The following is a 25,795-nucleotide window of genomic DNA, read 5'->3' on the forward strand; positions in this document are numbered from 1 at the left end:
GCCCCTTGTTAACGCATTCTGCATGTGAAGGGTCCCTTCCTAACAGATTCCGGAAGCTGTGGGACGAGGTCGCGCCGATCGGGCGCGACGAGGGCAGCAGCGGCTACCTGCGCTACGCGCTCACCGAACCGGAGTTGCGGCTGCGGGAGTGGTTCCACAACCAGGCCGACGCCCGCGGGATGCCGGTTCAGCAGGACGGCAACGGCAACCTGTTCGCCTGGTGGGGCGACCCGGAGACCGGGGGCGCGGTGCTCACCGGCAGCCACTTCGACTCGGTGCCGCACGGCGGCGCGTACGACGGTCCGCTCGGCATCGTCAGCGCGCTCCTCGCCGTGGACGAGCTGCGGGCCGCGGGCGTCACCCCGGACCGGCCGGTGGTGGTGGCCGCGTTCGTGGAGGAGGAGGGCGCGCGGTTCGGCGTACCCTGCCTGGGGTCGAGGCTGCTCACCGGCGAGATCGACGTCGACCGCGCGGCCGGGCTGCGCGACCAGGCCGGGACGACCTTCGCCGAGGCGCTGGGCGAGCGGCCGGCGGGCGCCGGCCCGGCGCTGCTCGGCCGCTTCGCGGCCTTCGTGGAGCTGCACGTCGAGCAGGGCCGCGCGCTGGTCGACCGGGACGCGCCGGTCGCGGTGGCCTCCGCGATCTGGCCGCACGGCCGGTGGCGGTTCGACTTCACCGGCGAGGGCAACCACGCGGGTACGACAAGGATGGCCGACCGCCGCGACCCGATGCTCACCTACGCGTTCACGGTGCTGGCGGCGAACAAGGAGGCCCGGCTGCGCGACGCGCACGCCACTGTGGGCCGGGTGTCGGTCGAGCCGAACGCCACGAACGCGATCCCGTCCCGGGTCACCGGCTGGCTGGACGCGCGGGCGGCCGAGGCGGAGACGCTGTACGGTCTGGTCGAGGCGGTACGCACCAAGGCCGCCGACCGGGCCGGCCGCGACGGGACGGCGCTGACCTGCACGCAGGAGTCGGCGACCCCGCTCGTCGCGTTCGACCGTGGGCTGGCCGACCGGCTGGCCGCGCTGCTCGACGCGCCGGTGCTGCCCACCGGCGCCGGGCACGACGCGGGCGTGCTGGCGGCGCACCTGCCCACCGCGATGCTGTTCGTGCGCAACCCGACCGGGGTGTCGCACTCCCCCGCCGAGGCGGCCACCGACGCCGACTGCGCCGCCGGGGTGGCCGCCCTGGCCCGGGTGCTGGAGGAACTGGCATGCCGCTGACCCGCTGGCTGGCCGAGTACGCCTGGCTGCCCGACCGTGCCGAACCCACCCGGGACGTGCTGATCGAGGCCGTCGACGGGCGGTTCACAGCGGTCACCCCGCTGGGCCGCGACAGCCCGCCGACCGCCGGCGTGGAGGTGCTCGGCGACGCGGTCCCGCTGCCTGGGCTGACCGTGCCCGGCCTGGCGAACGCCCACTCGCACGCGTTCCACAGGGCGCTGCGCGGGCGCACCCACGACGGGCGCGGCGACTTCTGGTCCTGGCGCAGCCTCATGTACGCGATCGCGACCCGCCTCGACCCGGACACCTACCTGGCACTGGCCCGCGCCGTGTACGCGGAGATGGCGCTGGCCGGGATCACCTGCGTGGGCGAGTTCCACTACCTGCACCACGGTCCCGGCGGCACGCCGTACGACGACCCGAACGCCATGTCCGCCGCGCTGGTGGAGGCCGCCGCGCACGCCGGAATCCGGCTCACGCTGCTGGACACCGCGTACCTGGCCGGGGGCGTGGACGGCACGCCGCTGTCCGGGCCGCAACGCCGCTTCGGTGACGGCGACGCCCTGCGCTGGGCGGCGCGGGTGGACGCGTTCCGCCCGTCCGACGAGCACGTCCGGCTCGGCGCGGCCATCCACTCGGTACGCGCCGTCCCGGCCGAGCAGCTCGCCACGGTGGCCGGCTGGGCCGACCGCAACGGGCTGCCGCTGCACGTGCACCTGTCCGAGCAACCGGCCGAGAACGACGCCTGCCGGGCGGCGCACGGGTGCACCCCGGCACGGCTGCTGGCCGACCACGGGGTGCTCGGCCCGCACACCACGGCCGTGCACGCCACCCACCCGACCGCCGCCGACGTGGCGCTGCTCGGCGACAGCCGTACCCGCGTCTGCCTGTGCCCCACCACCGAACGCGACCTGGCCGACGGGATCGGCCCGGCCCGCCGGATGGCCGACGCGGGCAGCCCGCTCAGCCTCGGCAGCGACAGCCACGCCGTGGTGGACCTGTTCGAGGAGGCTCGCGCGGTCGAGCTGGACGAGCGGCTGCGTACCCGCAGGCGGGGGCACTTCACGCCGGCCGAGCTGGTCGGCGCCGCCACCGTCGGCGGGCACGCCGCGCTGGGCTGGGGCGACGCCGGCCGGCTCGCCGTCGGGCAGCGCGCCGACCTGGTCACGGTACGGCTGGACAGCGCCCGCACCGCCGGGGTGCCGCCGGTCGGCGCGTTCTTCGCCGCCACCGCCGCCGACGTGACGAGCGTCGTGGTGGACGGCCGGCCCGTGGTGGCCGGTGGCCGCCACCTGACCGTCGACGTGCCCACCGAGCTGCGGGACTCGATCGCGGCGGTGACCGCGAAGGAGGATTCGTGATGCGCGGCAGCCTGCTCGTCGACCACATCGGCGAGCTGGTCACCAACGAGGGCCGGCCCGACGACCCGCTGGGCATCCGGCGCGACGCCGCGCTGCTGGTCGAGGACGGCCAGGTGGCCTGGATCGGGTCGGCCCGCTACGCGCCCGCCGCCGACCGGCGGATCGACGCCGCTGGCGCGGCCGTGCTGCCCGGCTTCGTGGACAGCCACGCGCACCTGGTCTTCGCCGGGGACCGGGCCGCCGAGTTCGCCGCCCGGATGGCCGGCGAGCGCTACACCGGCGGCGGCATCCGCACCACAGTCGGCGCCACCCGCGCGGCCTCCGACGACGACCTGCGCGCCACAGTGGGCCGGCTGCGCGCCGAGATGCTGCGGCAGGGCACCACCACCGTCGAGATCAAGAGCGGGTACGGCCTCACCGTCGCCGACGAGGCCCGCTCGCTGCGGATCGCCGCCGAGTTCACAGCGGACACCACGTTCCTCGGCGCGCACGTGGTCCCCGCCGAGTACGCCGACCGCCCGGACGACTACGTCGGCATGGTCTGCGGCCCGATGCTGGCCGCCGCCGCGCCGTACGCCCGCTGGATCGACGTGTTCTGCGAGCGGGGCGCGTTCGACGCCGACCACGCGCGGGCGATCCTCGCCTGCGGGCAGGCCGCCGGTCTGGGCGTACGGCTGCACGCCAACCAGCTCGGCCCCGGGCCGGGCGTGCGGCTCGGCGTGGAGCTGGGGGCGGCCAGCGTCGACCACTGCACCCACCTGACCGACGCCGACGTCGACGCGCTGGCCGGCTCGGAGACGGTAGCCACGCTGCTGCCGGGCGCGGAGTTCTCCACCCGGTCGCCGTACCCGGACGCCCGGCGGCTGCTCGACGCGGGCGTCACAGTCGCGCTGGCCACCGACTGCAACCCCGGCTCGTCGTACACGTCGTCGATGCCGTTCTGCGTCGCTCTCGCCGTACGCGAGATGCGGATGACCCCGGCGGAGGCGGTGTGGGCCGCGACCGCCGGCGGGGCGGCGGCGCTGCGCCGCACCGACGTGGGGCGGCTGGTCCCCGGGGCACGGGCCGACCTGGTCGTCCTCGACGCCCCGTCCCACCTGCACCTGGCCTACCGGCCGGGGGTGCCACTGATCCGCCAGGTTCTGCACAACGGAGTGCCGCGATGACCACAGTGACCATCCTGTCCACCGGGATCACCCCCGCCGACGTGCTCGCGGTGGCCCGCGGCACCGCCAAGGTCGTGCTCGACCCGGCCGCCACCGAGGCGATGGCGACCAGCCGGTCCATCGTGGACGGCATCGAGGCGGCCGGGCGGCCGGTGTACGGCGTCTCCACCGGCTTCGGCGCGCTCGCGAACACGTTCGTCGCACCGGAACGCCGGGCCGAGCTTCAGCACGCGCTGATCCGCTCGCACGCCGCCGGGGTGGGCGCGCCGATGCCGCGCGAGGTGGTACGCGCCATGATGCTGCTGCGGGTCCGCTCGCTGGCGCTCGGCCGCTCCGGGGTCCGCCCGCTCGTCGCCGAGGCGCTCGTCGACCTGCTCAACCACGAGGTCACGCCGTGGGTGCCCGAGCACGGCTCACTCGGCGCGTCCGGCGACCTGGCGCCGCTGGCGCACTGCGCGCTGGTGCTGCTCGGCGAGGGCTGGGTGCTCGGCCCGGGCGGTGACCGCATCCCGGCCGCCGACGCGCTGCGCCGGGTCGGGCTCAAGCCGGTGTCGCTCGCCGCCAAGGAAGGGCTGGCGCTGATCAACGGCACCGACGGCATGCTCGGCATGCTGCTGCTCGCCGTCTCCGACGCCCGGCACCTGTTCGCCATGGCGGACGTGACGGCGGCGCTGGCCATCGAGGCGATGCTCGGCTCGGAGCGGCCGTTCCTGCCCGAGTTGCACGCGATCCGCCCGCACCCGGGTCAGGCCGCGTCGGCGGCGAACATCCACCGGCTGTTGCAGGGCTCGGCGGTGATGGACTCGCACCGCGACGACCTGGCGCACGCGGTGCAGGACGCGTACTCGATGCGCTGCGCCCCGCAGGTGGCCGGCGCGGCCCGGGACACGCTCGACTTCGTCGAGGTGGTGGCCGGGCGGGAACTGCTGTCGGTGGTGGACAACCCGGTGGTGCTGCCGGACGGGCGCGTCGAGTCGACTGGGAACTTCCACGGGGCGCCGCTCGGCTTCGCCGCCGACTACCTGGCCATCGCCGCCGCCGAGGTGGGCGCGATCGCCGAGCGCCGGGTGGACCGGCTGCTGGACGTCACCCGCTCCCGGGACCTGCCCGCCTTCCTGTCCCCCGACGCCGGGGTGAACTCCGGGCTGATGATCGCCCAGTACACGGCCGCCGGGATCGTGGCGGAGAACCGCCGGCTCGCCGCGCCCGCCTCGATCGACTCGCTGCCCACCAGCGGGATGCAGGAGGACCACGTCTCGATGGGCTGGGCGGCCACCAAGAAGCTGCGCACCGTGCTGGACAACCTGACCAGCCTGCTCGCGGTGGAGTTGCTGGCGGCCGTACGCGGGCTTCAGCTCCGCGCGCCGCTGACGCCGTCACCGGCCGGACGGGCGGCGCTGGCCGCGCTCGGCGACACCATCGGCGAGCCGGGCCCTGACGTGTTCCTCGCGCCGCTGATGGAGGCCGCGCGCGAGGTGGTACGCGGCCCGGAGCTGCGCGCGGCGATCGAGCGGGAGATCGGCCCGCTCGGCTGAACGGCCCGGTCCGGGCGCCGGCTCGGCGCCCGGCCGGAGCGGGAGCGGTCAGGCGGGCGGGAGCACCTTGGCGACCAGCTTGGCCAGCTCCCGCAGCGCCTTGCCCCGGTGGCTGACCGCGTCCTTCTCCTCGGGGGTCAGCTCCGCGTTGGTGCGTTCCTGCCCGTCGCCCAGGAAGATCGGGTCGTAACCGAAGCCGCCCTCGCCGCGCGGCGCGCGCAGCAGCCGGCCGGACTGGCGGCCGTCGACCAGGTGCTCCTTGCCGCCCGGCAGCACCAGCGCGACGGTGCAGACGAACGCGGCGCCCCGGTGCTCGTCCGGCACGTCGCCGACCTGGTCGAGCACGAGCTGGAGGTTGGCCCGGTCGTCGCCGTGCCGGCCGGACCAGCGGGCGCTGAACACACCCGGCATGCCGTTGAGGGCGTCCACGGCCAGGCCGGAGTCGTCGGCGATGGTCGGCAGGCCGGTGCGCCGGCAGCCCTCCCGCGCCTTGATCAGCGCGTTCTCGCCGAACGTGAGGCCGGTCTCCGGCAGCTCCGGGTACTCCTCGACGTCGTCCAGGCCGAGCAGGGCGATCCGGTGCGCGCCGAGTGCGCCGTCCAGGATCCGCTGGAGCTCGACGAGCTTCTTCCGGTTCCGGGTGGCGAGCAGGACCTTGTTCATGACGAGAGCGCCTTCCGCTGCGCGTCGGCCAGTTCCAGACAGCCCGCCACGCCCAGGTCGAGCAGCGCGTCGAGCTGGTCGCGGGCGAAGACGCCCGCCTCACCGGTGCCCTGCACCTCGACGAAGTCGCCCGTGCCGGTGCAGACCACGTTCATGTCGACCTCGGCGGTGACGTCCTCGGCGTAGCAGAGGTCGAGCATCGGCTCGCCGCCGATCACCCCGACGCTCACCGCGGCCACCGACCGGTGCATCACCTTCTCCACCTTGCCGGCCAGCGCCTTGCGCTCGGCCAGCCAGGTCACCGCGTCGTGCAGCGCGACGTACGCGCCGGTGATCGCGGCGGTACGGGTACCCCCGTCGGCCTGGAGCACGTCGCAGTCCAGCACGATCGAGTTCTCGCCGAGCGCCTTGAGGTCGACGCACGCGCGCAGGCTGCGGCCGATCAGCCGGGAGATCTCGTGGGTCCGCCCGCCGACCTTGCCGCGGACGCTCTCCCGGTCCGAGCGAGTGTTCGTGGCCCGCGGCAGCATCGCGTACTCGGCCGTCACCCAGCCCAGCCCGGAACCCTTGCGCCAGCGGGGCACGCCCTCGGTGACGCTGGCCGTGCAGAGGACCCGGGTCGCGCCGAACTCGACGAGCACCGAGCCCTCCGGGTGGGTGCTCCAGCCCCGGGTCAGGGTCACCGGTCGGAGTTGGTCGGGCTGCCGCCCGTCAGGTCGCGCCATGCCTGCACCCTATGCGGTGCGGTGAGCGCACCGCCCGCGGGTGCCCGCCGAGGAGGACCGGCCGCCGCCGGGCTCAGACGTCGTAGCAGGCGCCGGGCCGGACCACGTCCAGCGGCCCGGCGTACGCCCCGGCCGCCGCCTCCACCGTCTGCGACTCGCTGCCCCAGGCGGGTACGAGATGGGTGAGCAGGAGCCGCCCCACCCCCGCCTTGGTGGCCGCCTCGCCGGCCTCCCGGCCGGTCAGGTGCAGGTCCGGCGGGTTCTCCACGCCGTCCATGTAGCTCGCCTCGCACAGGAACACGTCGGCGTCCTGGGCCAGGCGCAGCAACGCGTCGCAGGGCGCGGTGTCGGCGGAGTAGCAGAACACCCGGCCGCCGTGCTCCAGCCGCACCCCGTACGTCTCGACCGGGTGGTTCATCCGGTCGACGGTGACTGTGAACGGGCCGATCGGGAACGTGCCCGGCTGGAGGCCGTAGAACTGGTAGACGTCCTCCACCGAGCCCTCCTCCTGCCCGTACGCGCTGGCCAGCCGGTCCGGCGCACCGGAGGGGGCGTACATCGGCAGGGGCGGGTACGGGCCGTCCGGTGCGTACCGGCGCACCACGACGTAGTTGACGGCGTCGAACATGTGATCGCAGTGCAGGTGGGTGAGCAGGATGGCGTCGGGGGCGTGCAGCCCCACGTAGCGCTGGAGCGTGGAGAGCGAGCCCGCTCCGAAGTCGATCAGGAGCCGGAAGCCCTCGGCTTCCAGCAGATAGGCCGAACACGGAGATTCGGGACCCGGGAAGCTGCCCGCGCAGCCAAGGACGGTCAGTCTCATCCGGTGGCCTCGATCTCACCATGCGTAGTCGACGCGCCAGCGGCGGCGCCGCCGATGATCTCTACCGACGCGCTCGCCACGCTGCGCAGCCTACGCGTCGCCCGGTCGAGCAAGAATCATCTGCCGGAAGTTGTCATCAACGTGACACCGACACGCGTCCGTGACGGGCGGGACCGGCGGTCCGGCCGGCGGGCGAACCACCGACCGGACCGGCCATCGGCCCGTCAGGCCCAGAGCTGACCCTCCAGGGCCTCCTCCGCGTCGGCGAGGGTGCCGCCGTACGCGCCGGTCGAGAGGTATTTCCAGCCGCCGTCGCAGACCACGAACGCCACGTCGGCACGGCGGCCGTCGCGGACCGCCTCGTGCGCCACCGCGAGCGCGGCGTGCAGGATAGCGCCGGTGGAGAACCCGGCGAAGATCCCCTCCACCTCGACGAGCTGCCGGGTCCGCAGCACGGCGTCCCGGGTGCCCACGGAGAAGCGGCGGGACAGCACGCCGGCGTCGTACAGCTCGGGCACGTAGCCCTCGTCGATGTTGCGCAGGCCGTAGACCAGCTCGCCGTAGCGCGGCTCGGCCGCCACGATCTGGATGCCCTCGACCTTCTCCCGCAGGTAACGCCCGGTGCCCATGAGCGTGCCGGTGGTGCCCAGCCCGGCCACGAAGTGGGTGATGCCCGGCAGGTCCTGCAACAGCTCCGGCCCGGTCGTCTCGTAGTGCGCCCGGGCGTTCGCCTCGTTGCCGTACTGGTAGAGCATCACCCAGTCCGGGTGCTCGGCGGAGATCTGCTTGGCGGTCGCGACCGCCTGGTTCGAGCCGCCCGCCGCCGGCGAGAAGATGATCTCCGCGCCGTACATGCGGAGCAGTTGCACCCGCTCGGTGGAGACGTTCTCCGGCATCACACAGACCAGGCGGTAGCCGCGCAGCTTCGCCACCATGGCCAGCGAGATGCCGGTGTTGCCGCTGGTCGGCTCCAGGATGGTGTCACCCGGACGCAGCCGGCCGGCCTCCTCTGCCGCGCGGACCATGAACAGCGCCGCGCGGTCCTTGATGCTGCCGGTCGGGTTCCGGTCCTCCAGCTTGGCCCAGAGCCGCACCGGCGGCGCCCCCTCGGGCACCGTCGGCGAGAGCCGGGGCAGGCCGACCAGCGGCGTGCCGCCGCAGGCGTCGAGCAGGCTGTCGTACCGCGTCATCGCGGCCCCCTCAGCGGGCGGCGCGCGAGGAGACCGCGTGCGAGGCGATCGCCGCGGCGGCCGCGAAGCCGAACGCGCCACCGGCCACGGCCGGCAGGATGGTCACGCTGTCGCCGTCGTTGAGCTTGGCGTCGAGCGCGCCGAGGAAGCGGACGTCCTCGTCGTTGACGTAGACGTTGACGAACCGGTGCAGCGCGCCCGCGTCGGTGACCAGGCGTGCCTTCAGGCCGCCGTGCCGGGAGTCCAGGTCGGTGAGCAGGTCGGCGAGCGTGTCGCCGCTGCCCTCGACGACCTTCGCGCCGCCGGTGTAGCTGCGCAGGATGGTGGGGATGCGAACCTCGATGGCCATGATGTCTCGTGCTCCTCGTTCGGGATCGTGCCAGGTGACGGGAAAAGGAAGGTGCCGGCGCTGAAGGTCAGCGGTCGGAACACTCGTAGTCGACCGTCGCCGGGCTCTGCCCGAACATGTAGGACTGGACGGCGTTCGGGTCCACGCCCGCATCCACGATCTTCACCGGCTCCTCGGTGATCACGCCGTCGACGATCCGGAAGGAGCGGATCTCCTCGGTGTCGGGCTCGCGGGTCGAGACGAGCAGGTAGTGCGCGCCCGGCTCGCCGGCGAAGGAGACGTCGGTACGCGACGGGTAGGCCTCCGTCGCGGTGTGCGAGTGGTAGATGACGACCGGTTCCTCGTCACGGTCGTCCATCTCCCGCCACACCCGCAGCTGCTCCATCGAGTCGAACTCGTAGAACGTCATGGAGCGGGCCGCGTTGTCCATCGGGATGTGCCGGGTCGGGGTGTCACTGCCGACGGGGCCGGCGACCACGCCGCACGCCTCGTCCGGGTGGTCCCGACGCGCGTGGGCGACGATCGCGTCGATGATCGACCGGTCGATGCTCAGCACGCCTGCCAGCCTAGCCCCTGGTCACCCCGGGCGGCGAGGTGGCGACCGTCACCACTCAGTCGATGAGCGCGTTGAGCAGGGACTCCTGGAGATAACCGAGATAGCGGTAGACCGACAGTTGGAACACCCGGGACGAACCCGGGTCATCGGCCACCGCGTCGTCGAGTTCCTCGTCCAGGTCGGTGCCGTCCTTGATCTCCAGGCGTACGCCCATCGCCAGCCGGGCGTCGTTGAGCGCGCGCAGCCAGGCCTCGGCCGCCTCCGCGTCCAGCCGTACCTCGCCACCGGCGTCGCCGTCGGGCAGCGCGGCGAGGATCGCGCCCGCCTGGTCGATCTTGGCGGTCTTCAGGTCGCCCTCGGTGTAGCGGCGGAACTCGGCGGTGCCGGCGTCGTCGTCCGGGTAGACGTCGGGAAAGAGCCGCCCGACCACCGGGTCGGTGTGGTCGAAGCCTTCGGTCAGCAGGCCGACCACCTCGCCTGCGACCTTGCGCAGTACGCGGACCTCGTCGACCGCGAACGTGGCCACGTAGTGGTCGCCCCGGCGGCGGAACATGCTCATGACCTCTCCACCGTCGCCCAGAGCCCGTACGCGTGCAGCTGCGCCGCGTCGTGCTCCATCCGCTCCCGGGCGCCGCTGGAGACCACGGCCTTGCCCTTGTGGTGCACGTCCAGCATGAGCCGCTCCGCCTTCTCCCGGCTGTACCCGAAGAGCTTCTGGAACACCCAGGTCACATACGTCATCAGGTTGACCGGATCGTCCCAGACGATGGTCACCCACGGCCGGTCGGAGACCGGCACCTCTTCGGTGTCCGGCGTCTCGACCGGCGCAACCTGTGGAGCCGCCATGCCCCCCATCGTGCCACCGGATCCCGGGAACCGATGAACCGGAACGGCGCGCCGGTCGTCGTCACCCGCCCGGGCCGCGTACGCGAGCCCGGGTCGCCGCCGGCCGGCGGCCCCGTCAGGCCAGCAGGATGCCGTGGTCGACAGCATCTGCGAGCACCGTGCCCAGCGAGAGCCGGATCACCTCGAAACGTCGGGACACCTCGCGGGACAGTTCGAGCTCGACCTCGCGCAGCGTGCGCTGGGCCCAGGAGCGGGCGGCGTTCGGATCGTCGTTGCCGGGCGCCCGCCAGTGCTGCCAGCAGCCGCCGTTGAGGGCGACGCCGACCGGCGGGAGGACCTCGTCGCGCGACGCGCCGGGCAGTCCGGCCAGCGCGTCCAGGGCACCGGGACCGGTGAGCCCGGCGACGCCCGCCGTGCTGGTCACCAGGAGCACCCGGTCCAGCTCGGCGGCGTCCGGGTGGTCGGCCACACCCCGCCGCAGCGCATGGATGATCCGCCGGCGTACGCCCTCGGCCGGCGGCTCGCCGAAGACCCGGGCGGCGGCCTCGTCGACCAGGTCCCGCACGGCCTCGTCGCACTGTGCGGTGGCGAGCAGCGACAGCGCTTCCAGCTCCCGGTCGAGCAGCGGAGGAAGGCCGGCGCAACCGGCCCCGAAGACGATCTCCTGCACCACCCGCAGGTGGATGTTCGCCAGCTCCAGGGCGAGGTGCTGCCGGATCCGGTGGGCGCAGGCGCGGGCCTGGCGGTCGATCCGGTCGGCCAGCTCGCCCGGCTCGACGCCGGCCGGCACCGGCACCCGGCCGGGCGCGCCGTCCGGTGCCGGCGGGCCGGCGGTGCGGCGCCGCACCTCGTCGGCCCAGCCCACCAGCGCACGGCGCAGGCGCGGCAGCTCGGCCCGCCGGGCCGGGAACCACCGGGCCCGGTCGAGCGCCGGGACCGCGGCCAGCAACGTCGCGCGGTGCGCCTCGGTGGAGACCGACACCGGGTCGAGCCGGCCGGTGGACCCGGACCGGCCGGGCGACGGCACCGCAGCCACCCGGCCCGGTGCCTGCCCGCCGTCGCCCGGCGGGCCGGTCACGCCGGGCGTGACGGCGAAGAACACCTCGACCCGGGTACGCGCCACCTCGGCCAGCAGATGCAACTCGGCCGCGCTGAACGCCTGGTCGGCGGAGATCACGAAGAGCAGCGCGCCGGCCCGGCCGACGGCGTCGCGCAGGACCCGGGCGCCGGCCACCCCCAGCGTGCCGGTGTCCGGGGTGTCGACCACCGTGACGTGCCGCAGCAGCGGATCGGGCAGGCCCAGCTCGACCCGCCGGGGTGGCCGGGCCGAAGCGGCGGCCGGCGGGGCGGCGTCGTAGAGCTGCGGCCGGCGGTAGCCCGGGACGTACGCCGCGCGGGTGACGGTGGTGGCGTGCCGGACCAGCAGGTTGCTTCCCGGCGGCACGGCGAGCGTCGCGGCCTCGGCCCGGAGCAGGCCGGCGATCAGCTCGCGCCGGTTCGCACCGGCCGGACCGGCGACGACCACGACGCTCGGATCGTCCGGGCCGGCGGTGGTCACCACGGGCCGGGCCGGCTGCGGGACCCGTCCGGAGCGCTGGGCCCGGCGGCGCGGCTCGGGCACGTCGACCGAGGGGAGCGGACCTGGCGTCATCAGGTGGCCTCCCGGTGAGGCGACCAGGGGGGGGCGGTCGCGGGATTTCCCCCGATTGCAGGGATTGCCGGAAGAGTACGAGTGCCGGCCACCCGACGACCAACACATCGGACACTCACGGGCAATGAACAGATTACTCAGCTTCTCTGCGTGACGGCACGTACGCGCACCGGAACGATCGGTCTGCCGGGTCGATGGGCGGGTGGGAGGTCGTCGTCCGTATGCCCTCCACCGTCGGCGACCGGCGGTCGGCGGCCCGGAGGGACGCGGCGAGTTCGTGGGCCGCTCCGCGGTCGATGCCGGGGCACGACGGCGCGGATCCGGGCTGAACTCTAGGCTGGAGCGGTGAGCACCCTTCGTCCCGCGCTGCTGACCGACCACTACGAGCTGACCATGGTCAGCGCGGCCCTGCGTGACGGCACTGCCGATCGACGCTGCGTCTTCGAGGTGTTCAGCCGGCGGCTGCCGGCCGGGCGCCGGTACGGCGTGGTCGCCGGCACCGGCCGCCTGATCGAGATGATCCGCGACTTCCGGTTCGACCGGGCGGAGATCGACTTCCTGCGCCGTACCGGCGTGGTGGACGAGCCCGCCGCGCAGTGGCTGGCCGACTACCGGTTCACCGGCGACATCGACGGCTACGCCGAGGGCGAGCTGTTCTTCCCCGGCTCCCCGATCCTCACCGTGTCCGGCACGTTCGCCGAGTGCGTGGTGCTGGAGACGCTCGTGCTGTCGGTGCTCAACCACGACTGCGCGGTCGCCGCCGCCGCCGCCCGGATGGTCACCGCGGCCCGGGGGCGGGCCCTGATCGAGATGGGCTCCCGCCGGGCACACGAGGAGGCCGCCGTCGCCGCGGCGCGGTCCGCGTACCTGGCCGGATTCCGGTTCACCTCCAACCTGGCCGCCGGGCAGCGCTACGGCATCCCCACCGCGGGCACCGCCGCGCACGCGTTCACGCTGCTGCACGACGACGAGCGGGCCGCGTTCGCCTCCCAGGTCGCCACGCTGGGCAAGGACACCACGCTGCTTGTCGACACGTACGACATCGCCCAGGGCATCCGCAACGCCATCGCGGTGGCCGGGCCGGAGCTGCGGGCGGTCCGGATCGACTCCGGCGACCTCGCGGTGATCGCCCAGCAGTCCCGCGAGCTGCTCGACTCGCTCGGCGCCACCGAGACGAAGATCATCGTCTCCGGCGACCTGGACGAGTACGCCATCGCCGCGCTCGCCGCCGAACCGGTGGACATGTACGGCGCCGGCACCGCAGTGGTGACCGGCTCCGGTGCGCCCACCGCCGGACTGGTCTACAAGCTGGTCGAGGTGGAGGGGCGGCCGGTGGTCAAGCGCTCCGAGCACAAGGCCACCATCGGCGGCCGGAAGGTGGCGGTCCGCCGGCACAAGCCGACCGGCACCGCCACCGAGGAGGTCATCGTGCCGCAGGGCGTGCCGGACCGGCAGCCCAACGACCGGTTGCTCCAGCACTCGTACGTGGTGTCCGGCGAGCCGGAGACGCTGCCCACGCTGGAGGAGTCCCGGGACCACCTGCGCCAGTGCCTGATCTCCATCCCGTGGGAGGGGCTCAAGCTCTCCGCCGGGGATCCGGCCGTACCGGTGACCGTCGTACCCGCGAGCTGAGGAGGAACCCGTCAGATGGCGAACGCCCTGATCATCGTGGACGTGCAGAACGACTTCTGTGAGGGCGGCTCCCTCGCGGTCGGCGGCGGGGCAGGGGTGGCCGCCGGCATCTCCCGGCTGCTCGCCGCCGAGCCGGAGCGGTGGGACCACGTGGTCGCGACGAAGGACTACCACGTCGACCCGGGCGCGCACTTCGGCGACCCGCCGGACTACGTCGACTCCTGGCCCCGGCACTGCGTGGTCGGCACCTCCGGCTCCGAGTTCCACCCCGAGCTGGCGACCGACCGGGTCGAGGTGATCTTCCACAAGGGCGAGCACGCGGCCGCGTACTCCGGTTTCGAAGGCCACGCCCCCGACGGCGAGTGCCTGGCCGACTGGCTGCGACGCCACGACGTGGACCGGGTCGACGTGGTCGGCATCGCCACCGACCACTGCGTGCGCGCGACCGCCCTGGACGCCGCCCGGGAGGGCTTCCGGACCACGGTGCTGCTCGACCTGACCGCCGCCGTCGCGCCGGACACGCTCGACGTGGCGCTGCGGGCGCTGGACGGCGCCGGGGTGACGATGGTCGGCGAGCCCGTGATCACCGCCGCTTGACCCGGTAATCGCTTGCGGGTGTCGTACCCCGGCCCCAGGATGGCGCCGGAGGTACGGACCGTCGTGAATCTGAAGCCTTACCGGGAGGCGCTCGCCCTGCCCGGTCTCCGATCGTTGCTGCTGGTGTCGGTGCTGGCCCGGGTGCCGCTCACCGCCACCGGGGTGACGCTCACCTTCTACGTGGTGCTCGACCTGGGCCGCGGCTACGGCGCCGCCGGCCTGGTCGGCGCCGCGTCGACGGTCGGCGCGGCGGTCGGCGCCCCGCTGCTCGGGCGGCTCATCGACCGCCGAGGGCTCCGGCCGGTGCTGGTGCTCACCACTGTCGCCGAGGCGCTGTTCTGGTCCGCCGCGCCCACGCTGTCGTATCCGGTGCTGCTGCCTGCCGCGTTCCTCGCCGGGCTGCTCGCCCTGCCGATCTTCTCGATGGTCCGCCAGTCGATCGCCGCGCTCGTGCCGGCGGAGAAGCGCCGCCCCGCGTACGCGCTCGACTCGATGGCGGTGGAGTTGTCGTTCATGGTCGGGCCGGCGCTCGCCGTGGCCCTCGCCACCGCCGTCACGCCGCGCCTGACGCTCTGGGCGGTCGGCGCCGGCATCGTCACCTCCGGTATCTGCTTCTGGCTGCTCGACCCGCCGATCCGGGCCGCCGACGAGCCGGCCGGGCCGCCGCGCCCGGTGCACCGCCGCGAGTGGCTCACCCCGCGCCTGCTGGCCGTCCTGGCCGTCAGCCTCGCCGCCACCCTGGTGCTCGGCGGCACCGACGTCGCGGTGGTGGCAGTGCTCCGCTCCGGTGGCGAGGTCGGCTGGACCGGCGCCGTGCTGGCCGCCTGGGCGGTCGCCTCGCTGGCAGGTGGCTTCGCCTACGGCGCGGTACGCCGCTCCTTCTCCCCGCTGGCGCTGATGGCCGCGCTGAGCCTCACCACCATCCCGGTGGGGCTGGGCGGGTCGCACTGGTGGCTGCTCTGCCTGGCGCTGATTCCGGCCGGCGCGCTCTGCGCCCCCACCATCGCGTCCACCTCCGACGCGGTCAGCCGGCTGGCCCCGTCCTCCGTCCGGGGTCTGGCGACGGGCCTGCACGGCTCCGCCGTCACGGTCGGCATCGCGCTCGGCGCACCGCTGGCCGGCGCGGTGATCGACGCCTCCGCGCCCGCGTGGGGGTTCGTGGTCACCGGTGCGATCGGCGCGCTGGTGGCGGTGGCGGTGGCGGTGCTCCCGATAGAGCTGCGCCACCGCCGCACCCCGGTCCCCACCCCAACTCCAGACCCCGCCCTGGCCCTGGCTCCCCGCTAGCCCTCCGCCATCGCCTCGAAGCGGGGCGAAGCCAGTACGGGGAAGTGGCTGGGTCCAAGCGCCCCGGACACCACCACTTCCCCGAGCTGGCGCCTGCCCTCCACCCCCGCACCGCTGATCATGAGGTTAGCGGCGACATAACGGACACGAACTGCCGTCAACTTCATGATCAACGGAGACAACCGGCCGGGGCAACCAGCCGGGGGCAACCGGCCGGGAAAGCGGCGGGCGCCGCACCCCCGTGAGGGAGTGCGGCGCCCGGTTCGACGTGGCTGCGCGGTACTCAGCGCTTGTCGAGGTTGCCCGCGGTGTCCTCCTGGTAGCTGGCGCCACCGTTCACCTCGCTGGTCAGCGGCTTCGCGCCGCCCTCGGGCGGGCCGGCCAGGCTCTGCCCGGCGGCCAGCTCGGGGAACTTCGCGTCGAACGCCGGCCGCTCGGAGCGGATACGCGGCATGCGGTCGAAGTTGCGCAGCGGCGGCGGGGAGCTGGTGGCCCACTCGAGCGAGTTGCCGTGGCCCCACGGGTCGTCGACCTCGACCACCGGGCCGGTCTTGTACGACTTCCAGCAGTTCCAGATGAACGGCAGCGTCGAGATACCGGTGATGAACGCGCCGATCGTGGAGATCGTGTTCAGCGTGGTGAAGCCGTCGGCGGCCTGGTAGTCGGCGTACCGGCGCGGCATGCCCTCGTTGCCCAGCCAGTGCTGCACCAGGAACGTGGTGTGGAAGCCGATCATGGTCAGCCAGAAGTGGATCTTTCCGAGGCGCTCGTCGAGCATCCGGCCGAACATCTTCGGGAACCAGAAGTAGATGCCGGCGAACACGGCGAACACGATCGTGCCGAACAGCACGTAGTGGAAGTGCGCCACCACGAAGTACGAGTCGTGCAGGTGGAAGTCGAGCGGCGGGCTGGCCAGCAGCACACCGGTGAGACCACCGAAGAGGAAGGTCACCAGGAAGCCGATGGAGAACAGCATCGGCGTCTCGAAGGTGATCTGGCCCCGCCACATGGTGCCGATCCAGTTGAAGAACTTCATACCGGTGGGCACGGCGATCAGGTAGCTCAGGAAGCTGAAGAACGGCAGCAGCACCTGGCCGGTGGCGAACATGTGGTGCGCCCAGACGCTCATCGACAGGGCGGCGATGGCGACGGTGGCGGCGACCAGGCCCTTGTAGCCGAAGATCGGCTTGCGGGAGAAGACCGGGATGATCTCGCTGATGATGCCGAAGAACGGCAGCGCGATGATGTACACCTCGGGGTGACCGAAGAACCAGAACAGGTGCTGCCACAGCATCGGCCCGCCGGTCGCCGGGTCGTACACGTGGGCGCCCATCAGGCGGTCCGCGGCGAGCGCGAACAGCGCGGCGGCCAGCAGCGGGAAGACCAGGATCGCCAGCAGGCTGGTGACCAGCATGTTCCAGGTGAAGATCGGCATCCGGAACATGGTCATGCCGGGCGCGCGCAGGGTCAGGATCGTGGTGATCAGGTTGACCGCGCCGAGGATCGTGCCCAGACCGGAGATGGCCAGGCCGACGACCCACATGTTGGCGCCGACGCCCGGTGCGTGGTCGGCGGTGCTCAGCGGCGTGTACGCGGTCCAGCCGAAGTCGGCAGCGCCGCCCGGGGCGATGAAGCCCGCCGTGGCGAGCGTGCCACCGAACAGGTACAGCCAGTACGCGAAGGCGTTGAGCCGGGGGAACGACACGTCCGGCGCGCCGATCTGCAGCGGCACCACGTAGTTCGCGAAGGCGAACACGATCGGCGTCGCGAAGAACAGCAGCATGATCGTGCCGTGCATGGTGAAGAGCTGGTTGTACTGCTCGGGCGACAGGAACTGAAGGCCCGGTTGCGCGAGTTCCGCGCGCATGATCAGGGCCATCAGGCCGCCGATCATGAAGAACACGAACGCGGTGACCATGTACATGATCCCGATCTGCTTCGCGTCCGTGGTGCGCAGCAGCCGCGCGAGGGCCGACCCCTTGACCGGCTCGCGGACCGGCCAGGGCCGGGTCACGACCGGCTTGGGTGCGACGGTGGTCACGAGTGGCCTCCGGTTCTGGTTGTCCCGCTCGGCGCGCTGGTCATCGGCGCAGCCGTCATCCGCAAGGAGGATAGTCCCCGGTAGGTGGCCCCGCCGCGTGGGGTGGGCGGCTACGATCTCGGCCCGCTAGAGGGGGCCGGTCAGGAGCCGGTAGTGCTCCCGGAAGATCCGCCCGCCGCGTCCGCGCAGCAACGGGTCGCGCAGCGCCGGCGGCACGTCGCGGGTGCGGTTGCGGTCCCGGGTCCGGTCCCGCACCCAGCGGGTACGCGGCCGGCGACGGCTCTCGTACGCGAGCAGCGCGGCCTCGACGCTGCCGGCGGCCCGCAGCGACTCGGCGAGCACGACGGCGTCCTCCAGCGCCATTGCCGCACCCTGGGACAACGTCGGCGCGGTGGCGTGAGCGGCATCACCGACGAGCAGCACCCGGCCGTGGAACCAGCGCCCCAGCTCGACCTCCTCGGTGCGCTCCACGTGCACGGTCTCCAGCGCGGCCAGCACCTCGGGCACCGGGCCGCCGTAGGAGCCGAACAGCTCGCGCAGGCGGGCGAGCGGGTCGGCGGGCAGGTCGGTGCCGGCCTCGTCGGCATAGCAGTGGAGCCGTCCGGCGCCGAGCGGCACCACCAGGAAACCGGCCCGCTGGCCGAGCAGGGCGGTCCAGTCCGCGATCCGGGGGCCGCCGCGCACCAGGGCGCGGTAGACCACCTGCCCGGCGGGGCGTGGCGGTCCGCCGAGCGCGGCGAGCGTCCGTACCGCCGAGCGGGGCCCGTCGGCGCCGACGACCAGGTCGTACTCGCCGCCGGTGCCGTCGGTGAAGCCGACGGCGACCCGGCCGGGCAGCGGATCGACGGTGCTCACCTCGGCGCCGTGGCGCACCGCGCCGCCGGCGCCGGTGAGCAGCACCCGGTGCAGCTCGGCCCGGGGCAGCGCCCGGCACTCCCCCACGCCGGCCCAGAGCGCGTCGAGGTCGACCTCGCACAGCGGCGCCCCGGCGGCGTCGAGGAAGCGCTGCCGGTGGATCACCTCACCGAGCGGGCGCAGCGGCCCGTCGAGGTCGAGCCGGCGCATCGCCCGGGCGGCGTTGCCCGGTAGGTAGAGGCCGGTCTCGGTCGACTCGGTGGGCGGCAGCCGCTCGGTGACGTCGGGCCGGAACCCCGCCAGGCGTAGCGCCCGGGCCACGGCGAGGCCGGCGATGCCCGCGCCGACGACGAGGATGCGCAGGGGGGAACCACCCATCACGGGGTACGCCTCCGGAGGGGGATCGGAACGCGTTGGAGGCAAGACATTACTCGCCGCAACCAGGTGGCGGAAGTGTCCGTGCGCCCTGGCGCGGGCCGCCGGTCGGCGGCACACCCCGTCCCACCGGCAGGAATCCCGCCCCCATCTGGGGGAAGGGCGCGGCCGGGGCCCTCCCCCGCGCCACCGGGCGGACGCGGAGCGTTAACGACCCCGGCGCATTTGCGCAATGATTTCAGACATGTAAATGTATTCCTTGCACCGTGGGAGCGCTCCCGCCCGTACCCCCGACCTAACGGCGCCGTCCCGCGCCGAGCCAAGGAGCATCATGAAGCGTCCACTCAGGGCCCTCGCGGCGGCCGGACTGCTCGCCGCCGGCACCCTCGTCGCCGTCGCGCTCGGCGGCACCGCCTCCGCCGACACCCAGATCTGCGAGCAGTACGGCTCGACCACGATCGGCGGCAAGTACGTGGTGCAGAACAACCGCTGGGGCACCAGTGCCCAGCAGTGCATCAACGTCACCTCGACCGGCTTCTCCATCACCCGCGCGGACGGCTCCGCGCCGACGAACGGGGCGCCGGTCTCCTACCCGTCGATCTTCGTGGGCTGCCACTACACCAACTGCTCGCCCGGCACGAACCTCCCGGTGCAGGTGAAGAACATCAGCAGCGCGCCGGCCAGCATCAGCTACAACTACGTCAGCGGCGCGATCTACGACGCCGCGTACGACATCTGGCTCGACCCGTCGCCGAAGCGCGACGGCGTGAACCAGATGGAGATCATGATCTGGCTCAACCGGCAGGGCCCGATCCAGCCCATCGGCTCGGTGGTCGGCAACGCCAGCATCGCCGGCCGGACCTGGGAGGTCTGGCGGGGCAGCAACGGCTCCAACAACGTCATCTCGTACGTGGCGCCGTCGGCCATCCCCAGCTTCAGCTTCGACGCGCTGGCGTTCATCAACGACACCCGCAACCGGGGCGCGATCACAGGCGACTGGTACCTGACCAGCATCCAGGCCGGCTTCGAGCCGTGGCAGGGCGGCGTCGGGCTGGCGGTGAACTCGTTCTCCCAGAGCGTCAACACCGGGGGTTCCAACCCGCCGCCGACCACGTCGGCGCCGACCACGCCCCCGCCGTCGGGCGGCGCGTCCTGCACCGTCACCTACAAGGCGGCCAACGTCTGGAACAACGGCTTCACCGCCGACGTGACAGTCAAGAACACCGGCTCCGGCACGATCAACGGCTGGACGCTCAACTACAACCTGCCCTCCGGGCAGACCGTCACCAACGCGTGGAACGCGACGGTGAGCCAGAGCGGCTCGGCGGTGACCGCCCGCAACGCCGGCTACAACGGCACGCTGGCACCCGGCGCGTCGACCAGCTTCGGCTACCAGGCGACGCTGAACGGCAGCTACTCCGCGCCGAGCAGCTTCACCCTCAACGGCTCCACCTGCGCCCAGGGCTGACCACCACGCACGAGGGGGCGCGGTCCGCGACGGACCGCGCCCCTTCCCGGTACGCCTCAGCCGGCGAGCGCGTCGATGTCGCGCATCTCCTCGGCGGTCAGCGAGAACCCGAACACGTCGATGTTGGCCCGGATCCGCTCCGGCGTGACCGACTTCGGGATGACCACGATCTCGTGGTCGATGTGCCAGCGCAGCACCACCTGGGCCGGTGACACGTCGTGCGCCTGGGCGATGCGGACCAGCACCGGGTCGGACAGGTCGCTGGCCTTGAACGGGCTGTACCCCTCCAGCGCCACGCCCCGGTCCCGGTGGGCGGCGTGCGTGTGCCTGTCGTACAGCGCCGGGCTCCAGCGGATCTGGTTCACCGCGGGCGTCTCCTCGGTGGCCTGGATCAGCTCGTCGATCTGATCGGTCGAGTAGTTGCTCACCCCGACCGTGCGGGCCATGTTCTCGTCGCGCGCGGCAAGCATCTCCCGCCACACCGGGATGCTGTCGCCGGGCGCGGACGGCGGCCAGTGCACCAGCCACAGGTCGACGTAGTCGGTGTCCAGGGCGGCCAGGCTGGCCTCGATCGTCTCGCGCTCCCGGCCCACCCGGTCCGGCGGCAGCTTGGTGGTGATGAAGACGTCCTCCCGGCGCAGCCCGCTCTCCTGGACCGCCCGGCCCACCTCCTTCTCGTTGCCGTACATGGTGGCCGTGTCGATGTGCCGGTAGCCGGCGTCCAGCGCGGCGAGCACCGCCTGGAACCCGGCCTCGCCGGTGGCCTGCCACGTGCCGAAGCCGAGCAGCGGGATCCGGACGTCACCGGCGAGCGGGAGGGTGGGCTGATCGAGGTCCATGTCCCCCGTTCTACCCCGGTTCGCCGCGCACACACCGGCATCCCGGCGCGTACGGCACGTCTGGGGGAGGATGCGGGGATGGCGGACCGGCTGGAGGAGTACCGGCGGAAACGGGACGCCGCGCGTACCCCGGAACCGGTGCCCGAGCGGGTGCGGGGCCGGAAGCGGTCCGCGCGGCGCGCGCCACGCTTCGTCATCCAGCAGCACCACGCCCGGAGCCTGCACTGGGACCTGCGGCTGGAGCACGACGGCGTGCTGGCCTCCTGGGCGGTCCCGCGCGGCCTGCCCCGCGACCCGGGCCGCAACCACCTGGCCGTGCACACCGAGGACCACCCGATGGAATACCTGACGTTCCACGGGGAGATCCCCGCCGGGGAGTACGGCGGCGGGCGGATGACAGTGCACGACACCGGCACCTACCGCGCGGAGAAGTGGCGCGACGACGAGGTGATAGTGGTGCTCGACGGCGAGCGCACGAAGGGGCGGTACGTCCTGTTCGCCACCGGTGGCCGGGGCCGGGACTGGATGATCAGGCGCACCGATCCGGCGCCGGAGGGCTGGACGCCGATGCCCGAACTGGTCCGCCCGATGCTCCCCGCGCAGGGCGGGCGGCTGCCACGCGACGCCGCCGCCTGGGGGTACGAGCCGCGCTGGGCGGGCGTGCGCGCGATGGCGTATGTCTCCGGCGGCCGGCTGCGGCTGCTCGACGGCGACGACACGGAGATCACCGGCTCGTACCCCTGGGCGCGGGCGATGGCCGAGGCGCTGGCCCCGGCGGAGGCGGTGCTCGACGGCGTGCTGGTCCGGATCGACCCGGCCGGGCGGGTCCGCGCGCCGACCCGGCGCGACGGGCAGTTCCTCGCCGTCGACCTGCTCTGGCTGGAGGGCGTGCCCAGTCTCGACGTGCCGTACGCGCAACGCCGTGACCTGCTCGACGGTCTGGCGCTCGCCGGTCCGCACTGGCAGACTCCGCCGTGGTTCCCGGGAGTCGGCGCGGACGCCCTACGGGCCGCACGTGAGCAGGGGCTCCCGGGAGTGGTGGCGAAACGCCTCGACTCCCCGTACGAGCCGGGCCGGCGCAGCCGGCACTGGCTGAGCATCGACGCGAGCTGAGGACCACCGTGCATCTGACGCACCTGGAGTGCCCGCGCTGCGGCCGTGAACATCCGGCCGACGTGTTGCAGAACCTCTGCGGCTGCGGCTCGCCGCTGCTGGCCCGCTACGACCTCGCCGCGGTGGCCGCCACCGTCACGCCGGAACAGTTCGGGCTGCGCCCGGCCGACCTGTGGCGCTACCGCGAGCTGCTGCCGGTGGCCGATCCCCGGTGCGTCACGACGCTGGGCGAGGGCTGGACGCCGATGTGGCGCGCGCCCGCGTACGGCCACGAGATCGGTGTGGCGGACCTGATCGTCAAGGACGAGGGGCTGACCCCGACCGGGTCGTTCAAGGCGCGCGGCGCGTCGGTGGGCGTGAGCCGGGCCCGGGAGCTGGGCGTGCGGCGGATCGCCATGCCCACGAACGGCAACGCCGGTGCGGCGTGGGCCACCTACGCGGCGCGGGCCGGGATGGGCGCGACGATCGCCATGCCGCTGGCCGCGCCGACGATCTGCCGCGAGGAGTGCCTCGCCGCCGGCGCCGACCTGCGGCTCATCGACGGCCTGATAAACGACGCGGGCCGGGAGATCGCCGAACTGGTCGCCGGATCGGACGGCGGGATCTTCGACGCCGGCACGCTGCGCGAGCCCTACCGCCTGGAGGGCAAGAAGACCATGGGGTACGAGATCGTCGAGCAGCTCGGCTGGCAGGTGCCCGACGTGATCGTCTATCCCACCGGCGGGGGCGTCGGGCTGATCGGCATCCACAAGGCGCTGCACGAGCTGCGCGAGCTGGGCTGGGTGGAGGACCGGCTGCCCCGGCTGGTGGCGGTGCAGTCGACCGGGTGCGCGCCGATCGTACGGGCGTTCGCGGCCGGCGAGGACCGGGCCACCCCGTGGGCGGACGCGCACACAGTCGCGTTCGGCATCACGGTGCCCGCCCCGCTCGGTGACGAGCTGGTCCTGTCCGCGCTGCGGGAGAGCGCCGGCACCGCGATCGCCGTGGACGACGCGGAGATCCTCACCGACCTGCGTGACTTCGCCGCCCGGGAGGGGCTGCTGCTCTGCCCGGAGGGCGCGGCGTGCCTGACCGCCACCCGGCACCTGCGTGCGGGCGGCTGGATCCGGCCCGGGGAGCGCGTGGTGGTGCTCAACACCGGGGCCGGCGTCAAGTACCCGGGCCTGGTGCACAGCGGGGCGCCCGTCTGACCTGCGCGGTCGTGGCGCCCCGCTCGGCTGGGGTTCAGGAGGTGGGCGGCTCGTCCTCGCCCGCCTCCTCGGCGGCGTCCGCCTCCTCCTTCGTCTTGTGCACCGCGCCGTCGGCGTGCTCCGGCGGGCCGTAGACGGTGTAGAGCACCAGCGGGTTCGGTCCGGTGTTGACGAAGTTGTGCTTCGTGCCGGCCGGCACGACCACCAGGTCGCCGGAGACGACCTCCTTCTTCTCACCGGCCACCCGCGCCTCGCCGGTGCCGCTGACGAAGGTGAGGATCTGGTCGATGCCCTCGTGCACCTCCTCGCCGATCTCGCCGCCCGGCGGAATGGTCATGATGACCAGCTGGGTGTGCTCCCCGGTCCAGAGCACGCGGCGGAAGTCGGGACTCTTCTCGGCGACTGTCGCGATCGTGAAATGCTCCATGGCTCGCTCATACCCCGATCACGCGCCCGCCACGCCGGGAGTGGCAGATGGTGGAATTCCCCACGCCCGGCGGGTTTGGCTCCCTCCGGAAGGGGCATGTGCTCCCGACAAGACCGGTGCGGTGCTGGCCGGTCGAGCCAGGTCCCCGTCGGCGTACCGCCGTACGGCTGCGGTGGCGGGAGACGGCCGGAGCGCGGCGACGTTACGACCGGAGGTCGTGCGGCGCCGTGCGCTCGTCTCCGCGCCCGGACGGCCTGTCGCCGGTTCCCCCGCTAGCGCCTGACGCGGCGCAGCCCCCTGGTTACTCTGAAGTATGGTGCCGCTCCGAGGTCGGCCGACGGTCTACCGTCCGGTGCTGGCCGCGCGGCGTGGGGAGCTGGAGGCGCTGGCCCATCTGGACGACGCCTCCGCCGCGCTCGTCGCACCGGTCCTCGACGTCCCGGCGGGCATCCCGTCCATCGTGGACGGCCTGACCCGGCTGCCGGACGGGCTGCTGTGCGCGGTCGACGTGTCGGCGGTGCCGGACGCCCCGGAACACGATCCGGTCCGCTGGGGCGTACCGCTGGTGCCGGTGATCGGTCTCGCGGACAGTGACCGGCGGCTGGCCGCGCACGGCGCGGCGGCCCGGGCCTGGGCGCACCACGCGGTCGTCCGGTTGCGGGTCGGCCCGGACCGCGCCGGACCGGACGCGGCCACCGCGGCGGCGGAACGGGTGTGGCGGGTGACCGGCCTGCTGCCCGAGCAGTGCGACCTGCTGCTCGACGCCGGGGACGTGTGCTGCCGGGCCGACGTCCGGCTGGCCGAACCGCGGCTCCGGCGGGCCGCGCAGTGGGCACTGCGGCACGCCTGGCGTTCGGTGACGGTGGCGGCCGGCGGGATGCCGCCGGCCCTGTCCCGGCTGCCGGTGGACGAGCCGGTCCGGCTGGACCGCCACGACTGGTCGCTCTGGCGGCGCCTGGCCGACCTGCGCCTCGGTTACGGCGACTACGGCGTGGGCTGCGCGGTACGGGACGCGGACGAGCCGGGCGACCGGGCACCGACGCTGCGCTGGGCCGACGACGAGGCATGGTGGGTCTACCGCTGGTCGCGGCGCGGCGGCCGGGCCGACGACCGGTTCGCCGACCTGTGCCGCACGCTGACCACCGCGCCGCACTGGTCACCGGCCGGGGCCGGCTTCTCCTGGGGCGACCACGAGGTCGTCCGGCGGGCGCGGCGGGGCGCCGGCGCGGGCTCACCCGCCAACTGGATCGCGTGGAGCACCTCGCACCATCTGGCGCACGTGCTGGCCGCGCTGGTCCGGCCGGAACCGGACCAGCGCGCCGGCTGAGCTCACTCCTGCTCGGTGAACCCGAACTGCACCACGCCCTCCTCGTCGACGACCGCGTCCACCGACGTGTCGTTCAGCAGCTCGGCCGCGTCGGAGTCGAGGAAGATGCGCGCCCCTTCGGTGTCCACCACCTGGTCGCCCTGCACCGGCTGCGGCACCAGCTCGATCGAGAGCGAACCGGCGTCGGTGTCGGCGGCGATGCGCAGCCCACCGGCGTCGGCGACGTCCTGCTGGGCGGCGAGGTCACGGATCACCAGGACGGCGTTGTCGGTCATGGTCAGCATGGCTGAACTCCTCATGGCTGGATGTCGGGTTCCGCGGGCGACACGGCCCACGCGGTCGGCTCGCGACCCGGAAGCGGGCGGAACAGGTTCTCGCCGCGCTGGAGGCAGGGCGTTCCACCGCCCTCACCCCCACCGTGCCCGCTGCCCGGTCATCCGTCAAACGGAACCCGATGATCGGCCGCTCCCCGGTGAACAGGGGTTTCCCCCGGCCCGGCCGGGGAACTCCCCGCGTTCGCGGTGTCCGCGCCGGCCCCGCAAATAACCTTTCACGC

The 25,795-nt window shown here is 73.5% G+C and carries 25 protein-coding genes; 11 read left to right on the forward strand and 14 right to left on the reverse strand.

Annotation, left to right across the window (positions count from 1 at the left end):
• Positions 1-5 precede the first annotated feature (5 nt).
• The 4 genes from AB0D28_RS14825 to hutH are packed head-to-tail and all read left to right on the forward strand — an operon-like array spanning position 6 to position 5,288.
• On the forward strand, positions 6-1,226 hold the full coding sequence (locus AB0D28_RS14825) for an allantoate amidohydrolase (RefSeq protein WP_357385950.1): 1,221 nt from the start codon (positions 6-8) through the stop codon (positions 1,224-1,226).
• Entirely contained in the window at positions 1,223-2,587 is a 1,365-nt protein-coding gene (locus AB0D28_RS14830) for a formimidoylglutamate deiminase (protein WP_357386135.1), read from the forward strand. Before AB0D28_RS14825 ends, AB0D28_RS14830 begins: the two co-directional genes overlap by 4 nt.
• Positions 2,587-3,753 carry an imidazolonepropionase gene (gene hutI, locus AB0D28_RS14835; RefSeq protein WP_357386137.1) on the forward strand — a complete coding sequence of 389 codons (1,167 nt, stop codon included), beginning with the start codon at positions 2,587-2,589 and terminating at the stop codon, positions 3,751-3,753. Before AB0D28_RS14830 ends, hutI begins: the two co-directional genes overlap by 1 nt.
• A complete protein-coding gene (hutH, locus tag AB0D28_RS14840) occupies positions 3,750-5,288 on the forward strand; it encodes a histidine ammonia-lyase (protein ID WP_357385952.1) in 1,539 nt (512 codons plus the stop codon). The genes hutI and hutH overlap by 4 nt, the downstream gene beginning before the upstream one ends.
• 48 nt (positions 5,289-5,336) lie before the next feature.
• Here hutH and rdgB read toward each other — a convergent pair whose 3' ends face one another.
• The 9 genes from rdgB to AB0D28_RS14885 all read right to left on the reverse strand — a co-directional run bounded on the left by rdgB (position 5,337) and on the right by AB0D28_RS14885 (position 12,088).
• Positions 5,337-5,951 (reverse strand): RdgB/HAM1 family non-canonical purine NTP pyrophosphatase, encoded by a 615-nt coding sequence (rdgB, locus tag AB0D28_RS14845; protein ID WP_357385954.1) that lies wholly within the window; start codon positions 5,949-5,951, stop codon positions 5,337-5,339.
• Positions 5,948-6,676 carry a ribonuclease PH gene (rph, locus tag AB0D28_RS14850; RefSeq protein WP_013284361.1) on the reverse strand — a complete coding sequence of 243 codons (729 nt, stop codon included), beginning with the start codon at positions 6,674-6,676 and terminating at the stop codon, positions 5,948-5,950. Before rph ends, rdgB begins: the two co-directional genes overlap by 4 nt.
• 73 nt (positions 6,677-6,749) lie before the next feature.
• Positions 6,750-7,496 (reverse strand): MBL fold metallo-hydrolase, encoded by a 747-nt coding sequence (locus AB0D28_RS14855; protein WP_357385956.1) that lies wholly within the window; start codon positions 7,494-7,496, stop codon positions 6,750-6,752.
• Between the two features lie 224 nt (positions 7,497-7,720).
• Positions 7,721-8,686 carry a cysteine synthase gene (locus AB0D28_RS14860; protein ID WP_354873450.1) on the reverse strand — a complete coding sequence of 322 codons (966 nt, stop codon included), beginning with the start codon at positions 8,684-8,686 and terminating at the stop codon, positions 7,721-7,723.
• Between the two features lie 10 nt (positions 8,687-8,696).
• Complete coding sequence (locus AB0D28_RS14865; RefSeq protein ID WP_357385958.1) at positions 8,697-9,035, reverse strand: MoaD family protein; 339 nt, start codon at positions 9,033-9,035, stop codon at positions 8,697-8,699.
• 67 nt (positions 9,036-9,102) lie between these two features.
• Positions 9,103-9,591, reverse strand: a complete 489-nt coding sequence (locus AB0D28_RS14870) for a M67 family metallopeptidase (RefSeq protein ID WP_357385960.1) — start codon at positions 9,589-9,591, stop codon at positions 9,103-9,105.
• 55 nt (positions 9,592-9,646) lie between these two features.
• Complete coding sequence (locus AB0D28_RS14875; RefSeq protein ID WP_357385962.1) at positions 9,647-10,150, reverse strand: DUF2017 domain-containing protein; 504 nt, start codon at positions 10,148-10,150, stop codon at positions 9,647-9,649.
• Complete coding sequence (clpS, locus tag AB0D28_RS14880; RefSeq protein WP_181571954.1) at positions 10,147-10,437, reverse strand: ATP-dependent Clp protease adapter ClpS; 291 nt, start codon at positions 10,435-10,437, stop codon at positions 10,147-10,149. Before clpS ends, AB0D28_RS14875 begins: the two co-directional genes overlap by 4 nt.
• 115 nt (positions 10,438-10,552) lie before the next feature.
• A complete protein-coding gene (locus AB0D28_RS14885) occupies positions 10,553-12,088 on the reverse strand; it encodes a hypothetical protein (protein ID WP_357385964.1) in 1,536 nt (511 codons plus the stop codon).
• Between the two features lie 345 nt (positions 12,089-12,433).
• Here AB0D28_RS14885 and AB0D28_RS14890 point away from each other — a divergent pair, with 345 nt between their 5' ends.
• From AB0D28_RS14890 to AB0D28_RS14900, 3 genes are read left to right on the forward strand one after another with little or no spacing between them, the layout of a single operon-like run.
• Positions 12,434-13,720 (forward strand): nicotinate phosphoribosyltransferase, encoded by a 1,287-nt coding sequence (locus AB0D28_RS14890; RefSeq protein ID WP_357385966.1) that lies wholly within the window; start codon positions 12,434-12,436, stop codon positions 13,718-13,720.
• 15 nt (positions 13,721-13,735) lie between these two features.
• Complete coding sequence (locus AB0D28_RS14895) at positions 13,736-14,317, forward strand: isochorismatase family protein (RefSeq protein ID WP_357385968.1); 582 nt, start codon at positions 13,736-13,738, stop codon at positions 14,315-14,317.
• A gap of 39 nt (positions 14,318-14,356) precedes the next feature.
• Positions 14,357-15,604: an MFS transporter gene (locus AB0D28_RS14900; protein WP_357385970.1), complete on the forward strand. Its 1,248-nt coding sequence runs from the start codon at positions 14,357-14,359 to the stop codon at positions 15,602-15,604.
• A 283-nt stretch (positions 15,605-15,887) separates the two neighbouring features.
• On the opposite strand, the gene ctaD is transcribed toward AB0D28_RS14900, so the two are convergent.
• Complete coding sequence (gene ctaD, locus AB0D28_RS14905) at positions 15,888-17,645, reverse strand: cytochrome c oxidase subunit I (protein WP_357385972.1); 1,758 nt, start codon at positions 17,643-17,645, stop codon at positions 15,888-15,890.
• 126 nt (positions 17,646-17,771) lie between these two features.
• Positions 17,772-18,878, reverse strand: coding sequence for an FAD-dependent monooxygenase (locus AB0D28_RS14910; protein ID WP_357385974.1), 1,107 nt, complete (start codon positions 18,876-18,878; stop codon positions 17,772-17,774).
• A 328-nt stretch (positions 18,879-19,206) separates the two neighbouring features.
• On the opposite strand from AB0D28_RS14910, the gene AB0D28_RS14915 reads away from it, so the two are divergent.
• Positions 19,207-20,343, forward strand: a complete 1,137-nt coding sequence (locus AB0D28_RS14915; RefSeq protein ID WP_357385976.1) for a cellulose binding domain-containing protein — start codon at positions 19,207-19,209, stop codon at positions 20,341-20,343.
• A gap of 56 nt (positions 20,344-20,399) precedes the next feature.
• Here the strand turns inward: AB0D28_RS14915 and AB0D28_RS14920 are convergent, their stop codons facing one another.
• Positions 20,400-21,182 (reverse strand): aldo/keto reductase, encoded by a 783-nt coding sequence (locus AB0D28_RS14920; RefSeq protein ID WP_357385978.1) that lies wholly within the window; start codon positions 21,180-21,182, stop codon positions 20,400-20,402.
• 78 nt (positions 21,183-21,260) lie between these two features.
• Here AB0D28_RS14920 and AB0D28_RS14925 point away from each other — a divergent pair, with 78 nt between their 5' ends.
• Positions 21,261-22,295: a DNA polymerase ligase N-terminal domain-containing protein gene (locus AB0D28_RS14925; protein WP_357385980.1), complete on the forward strand. Its 1,035-nt coding sequence runs from the start codon at positions 21,261-21,263 to the stop codon at positions 22,293-22,295.
• 8 nt (positions 22,296-22,303) lie between these two features.
• Positions 22,304-23,485, forward strand: coding sequence for a threonine synthase (locus tag AB0D28_RS14930; protein WP_357385982.1), 1,182 nt, complete (start codon positions 22,304-22,306; stop codon positions 23,483-23,485).
• Between the two features lie 34 nt (positions 23,486-23,519).
• On the opposite strand, the gene AB0D28_RS14935 is transcribed toward AB0D28_RS14930, so the two are convergent.
• A complete protein-coding gene (locus tag AB0D28_RS14935; RefSeq protein WP_013284343.1) occupies positions 23,520-23,912 on the reverse strand; it encodes a cupin domain-containing protein in 393 nt (130 codons plus the stop codon).
• Between the two features lie 313 nt (positions 23,913-24,225).
• Between AB0D28_RS14935 and AB0D28_RS14940 the strand changes: the two genes are divergently transcribed.
• Positions 24,226-25,239, forward strand: a complete 1,014-nt coding sequence (locus tag AB0D28_RS14940) for a hypothetical protein (RefSeq protein ID WP_357385984.1) — start codon at positions 24,226-24,228, stop codon at positions 25,237-25,239.
• A gap of 2 nt (positions 25,240-25,241) precedes the next feature.
• Here the strand turns inward: AB0D28_RS14940 and AB0D28_RS14945 are convergent, their stop codons facing one another.
• A complete protein-coding gene (locus AB0D28_RS14945) occupies positions 25,242-25,523 on the reverse strand; it encodes an iron-sulfur cluster biosynthesis family protein (protein ID WP_357385986.1) in 282 nt (93 codons plus the stop codon).
• Positions 25,524-25,795: the final 272 nt, after the last annotated feature.

This window comes from Micromonospora sp. NPDC048169 (genome assembly GCF_040652815.1).
Taxonomy (GTDB): domain Bacteria; phylum Actinomycetota; class Actinomycetes; order Mycobacteriales; family Micromonosporaceae; genus Micromonospora.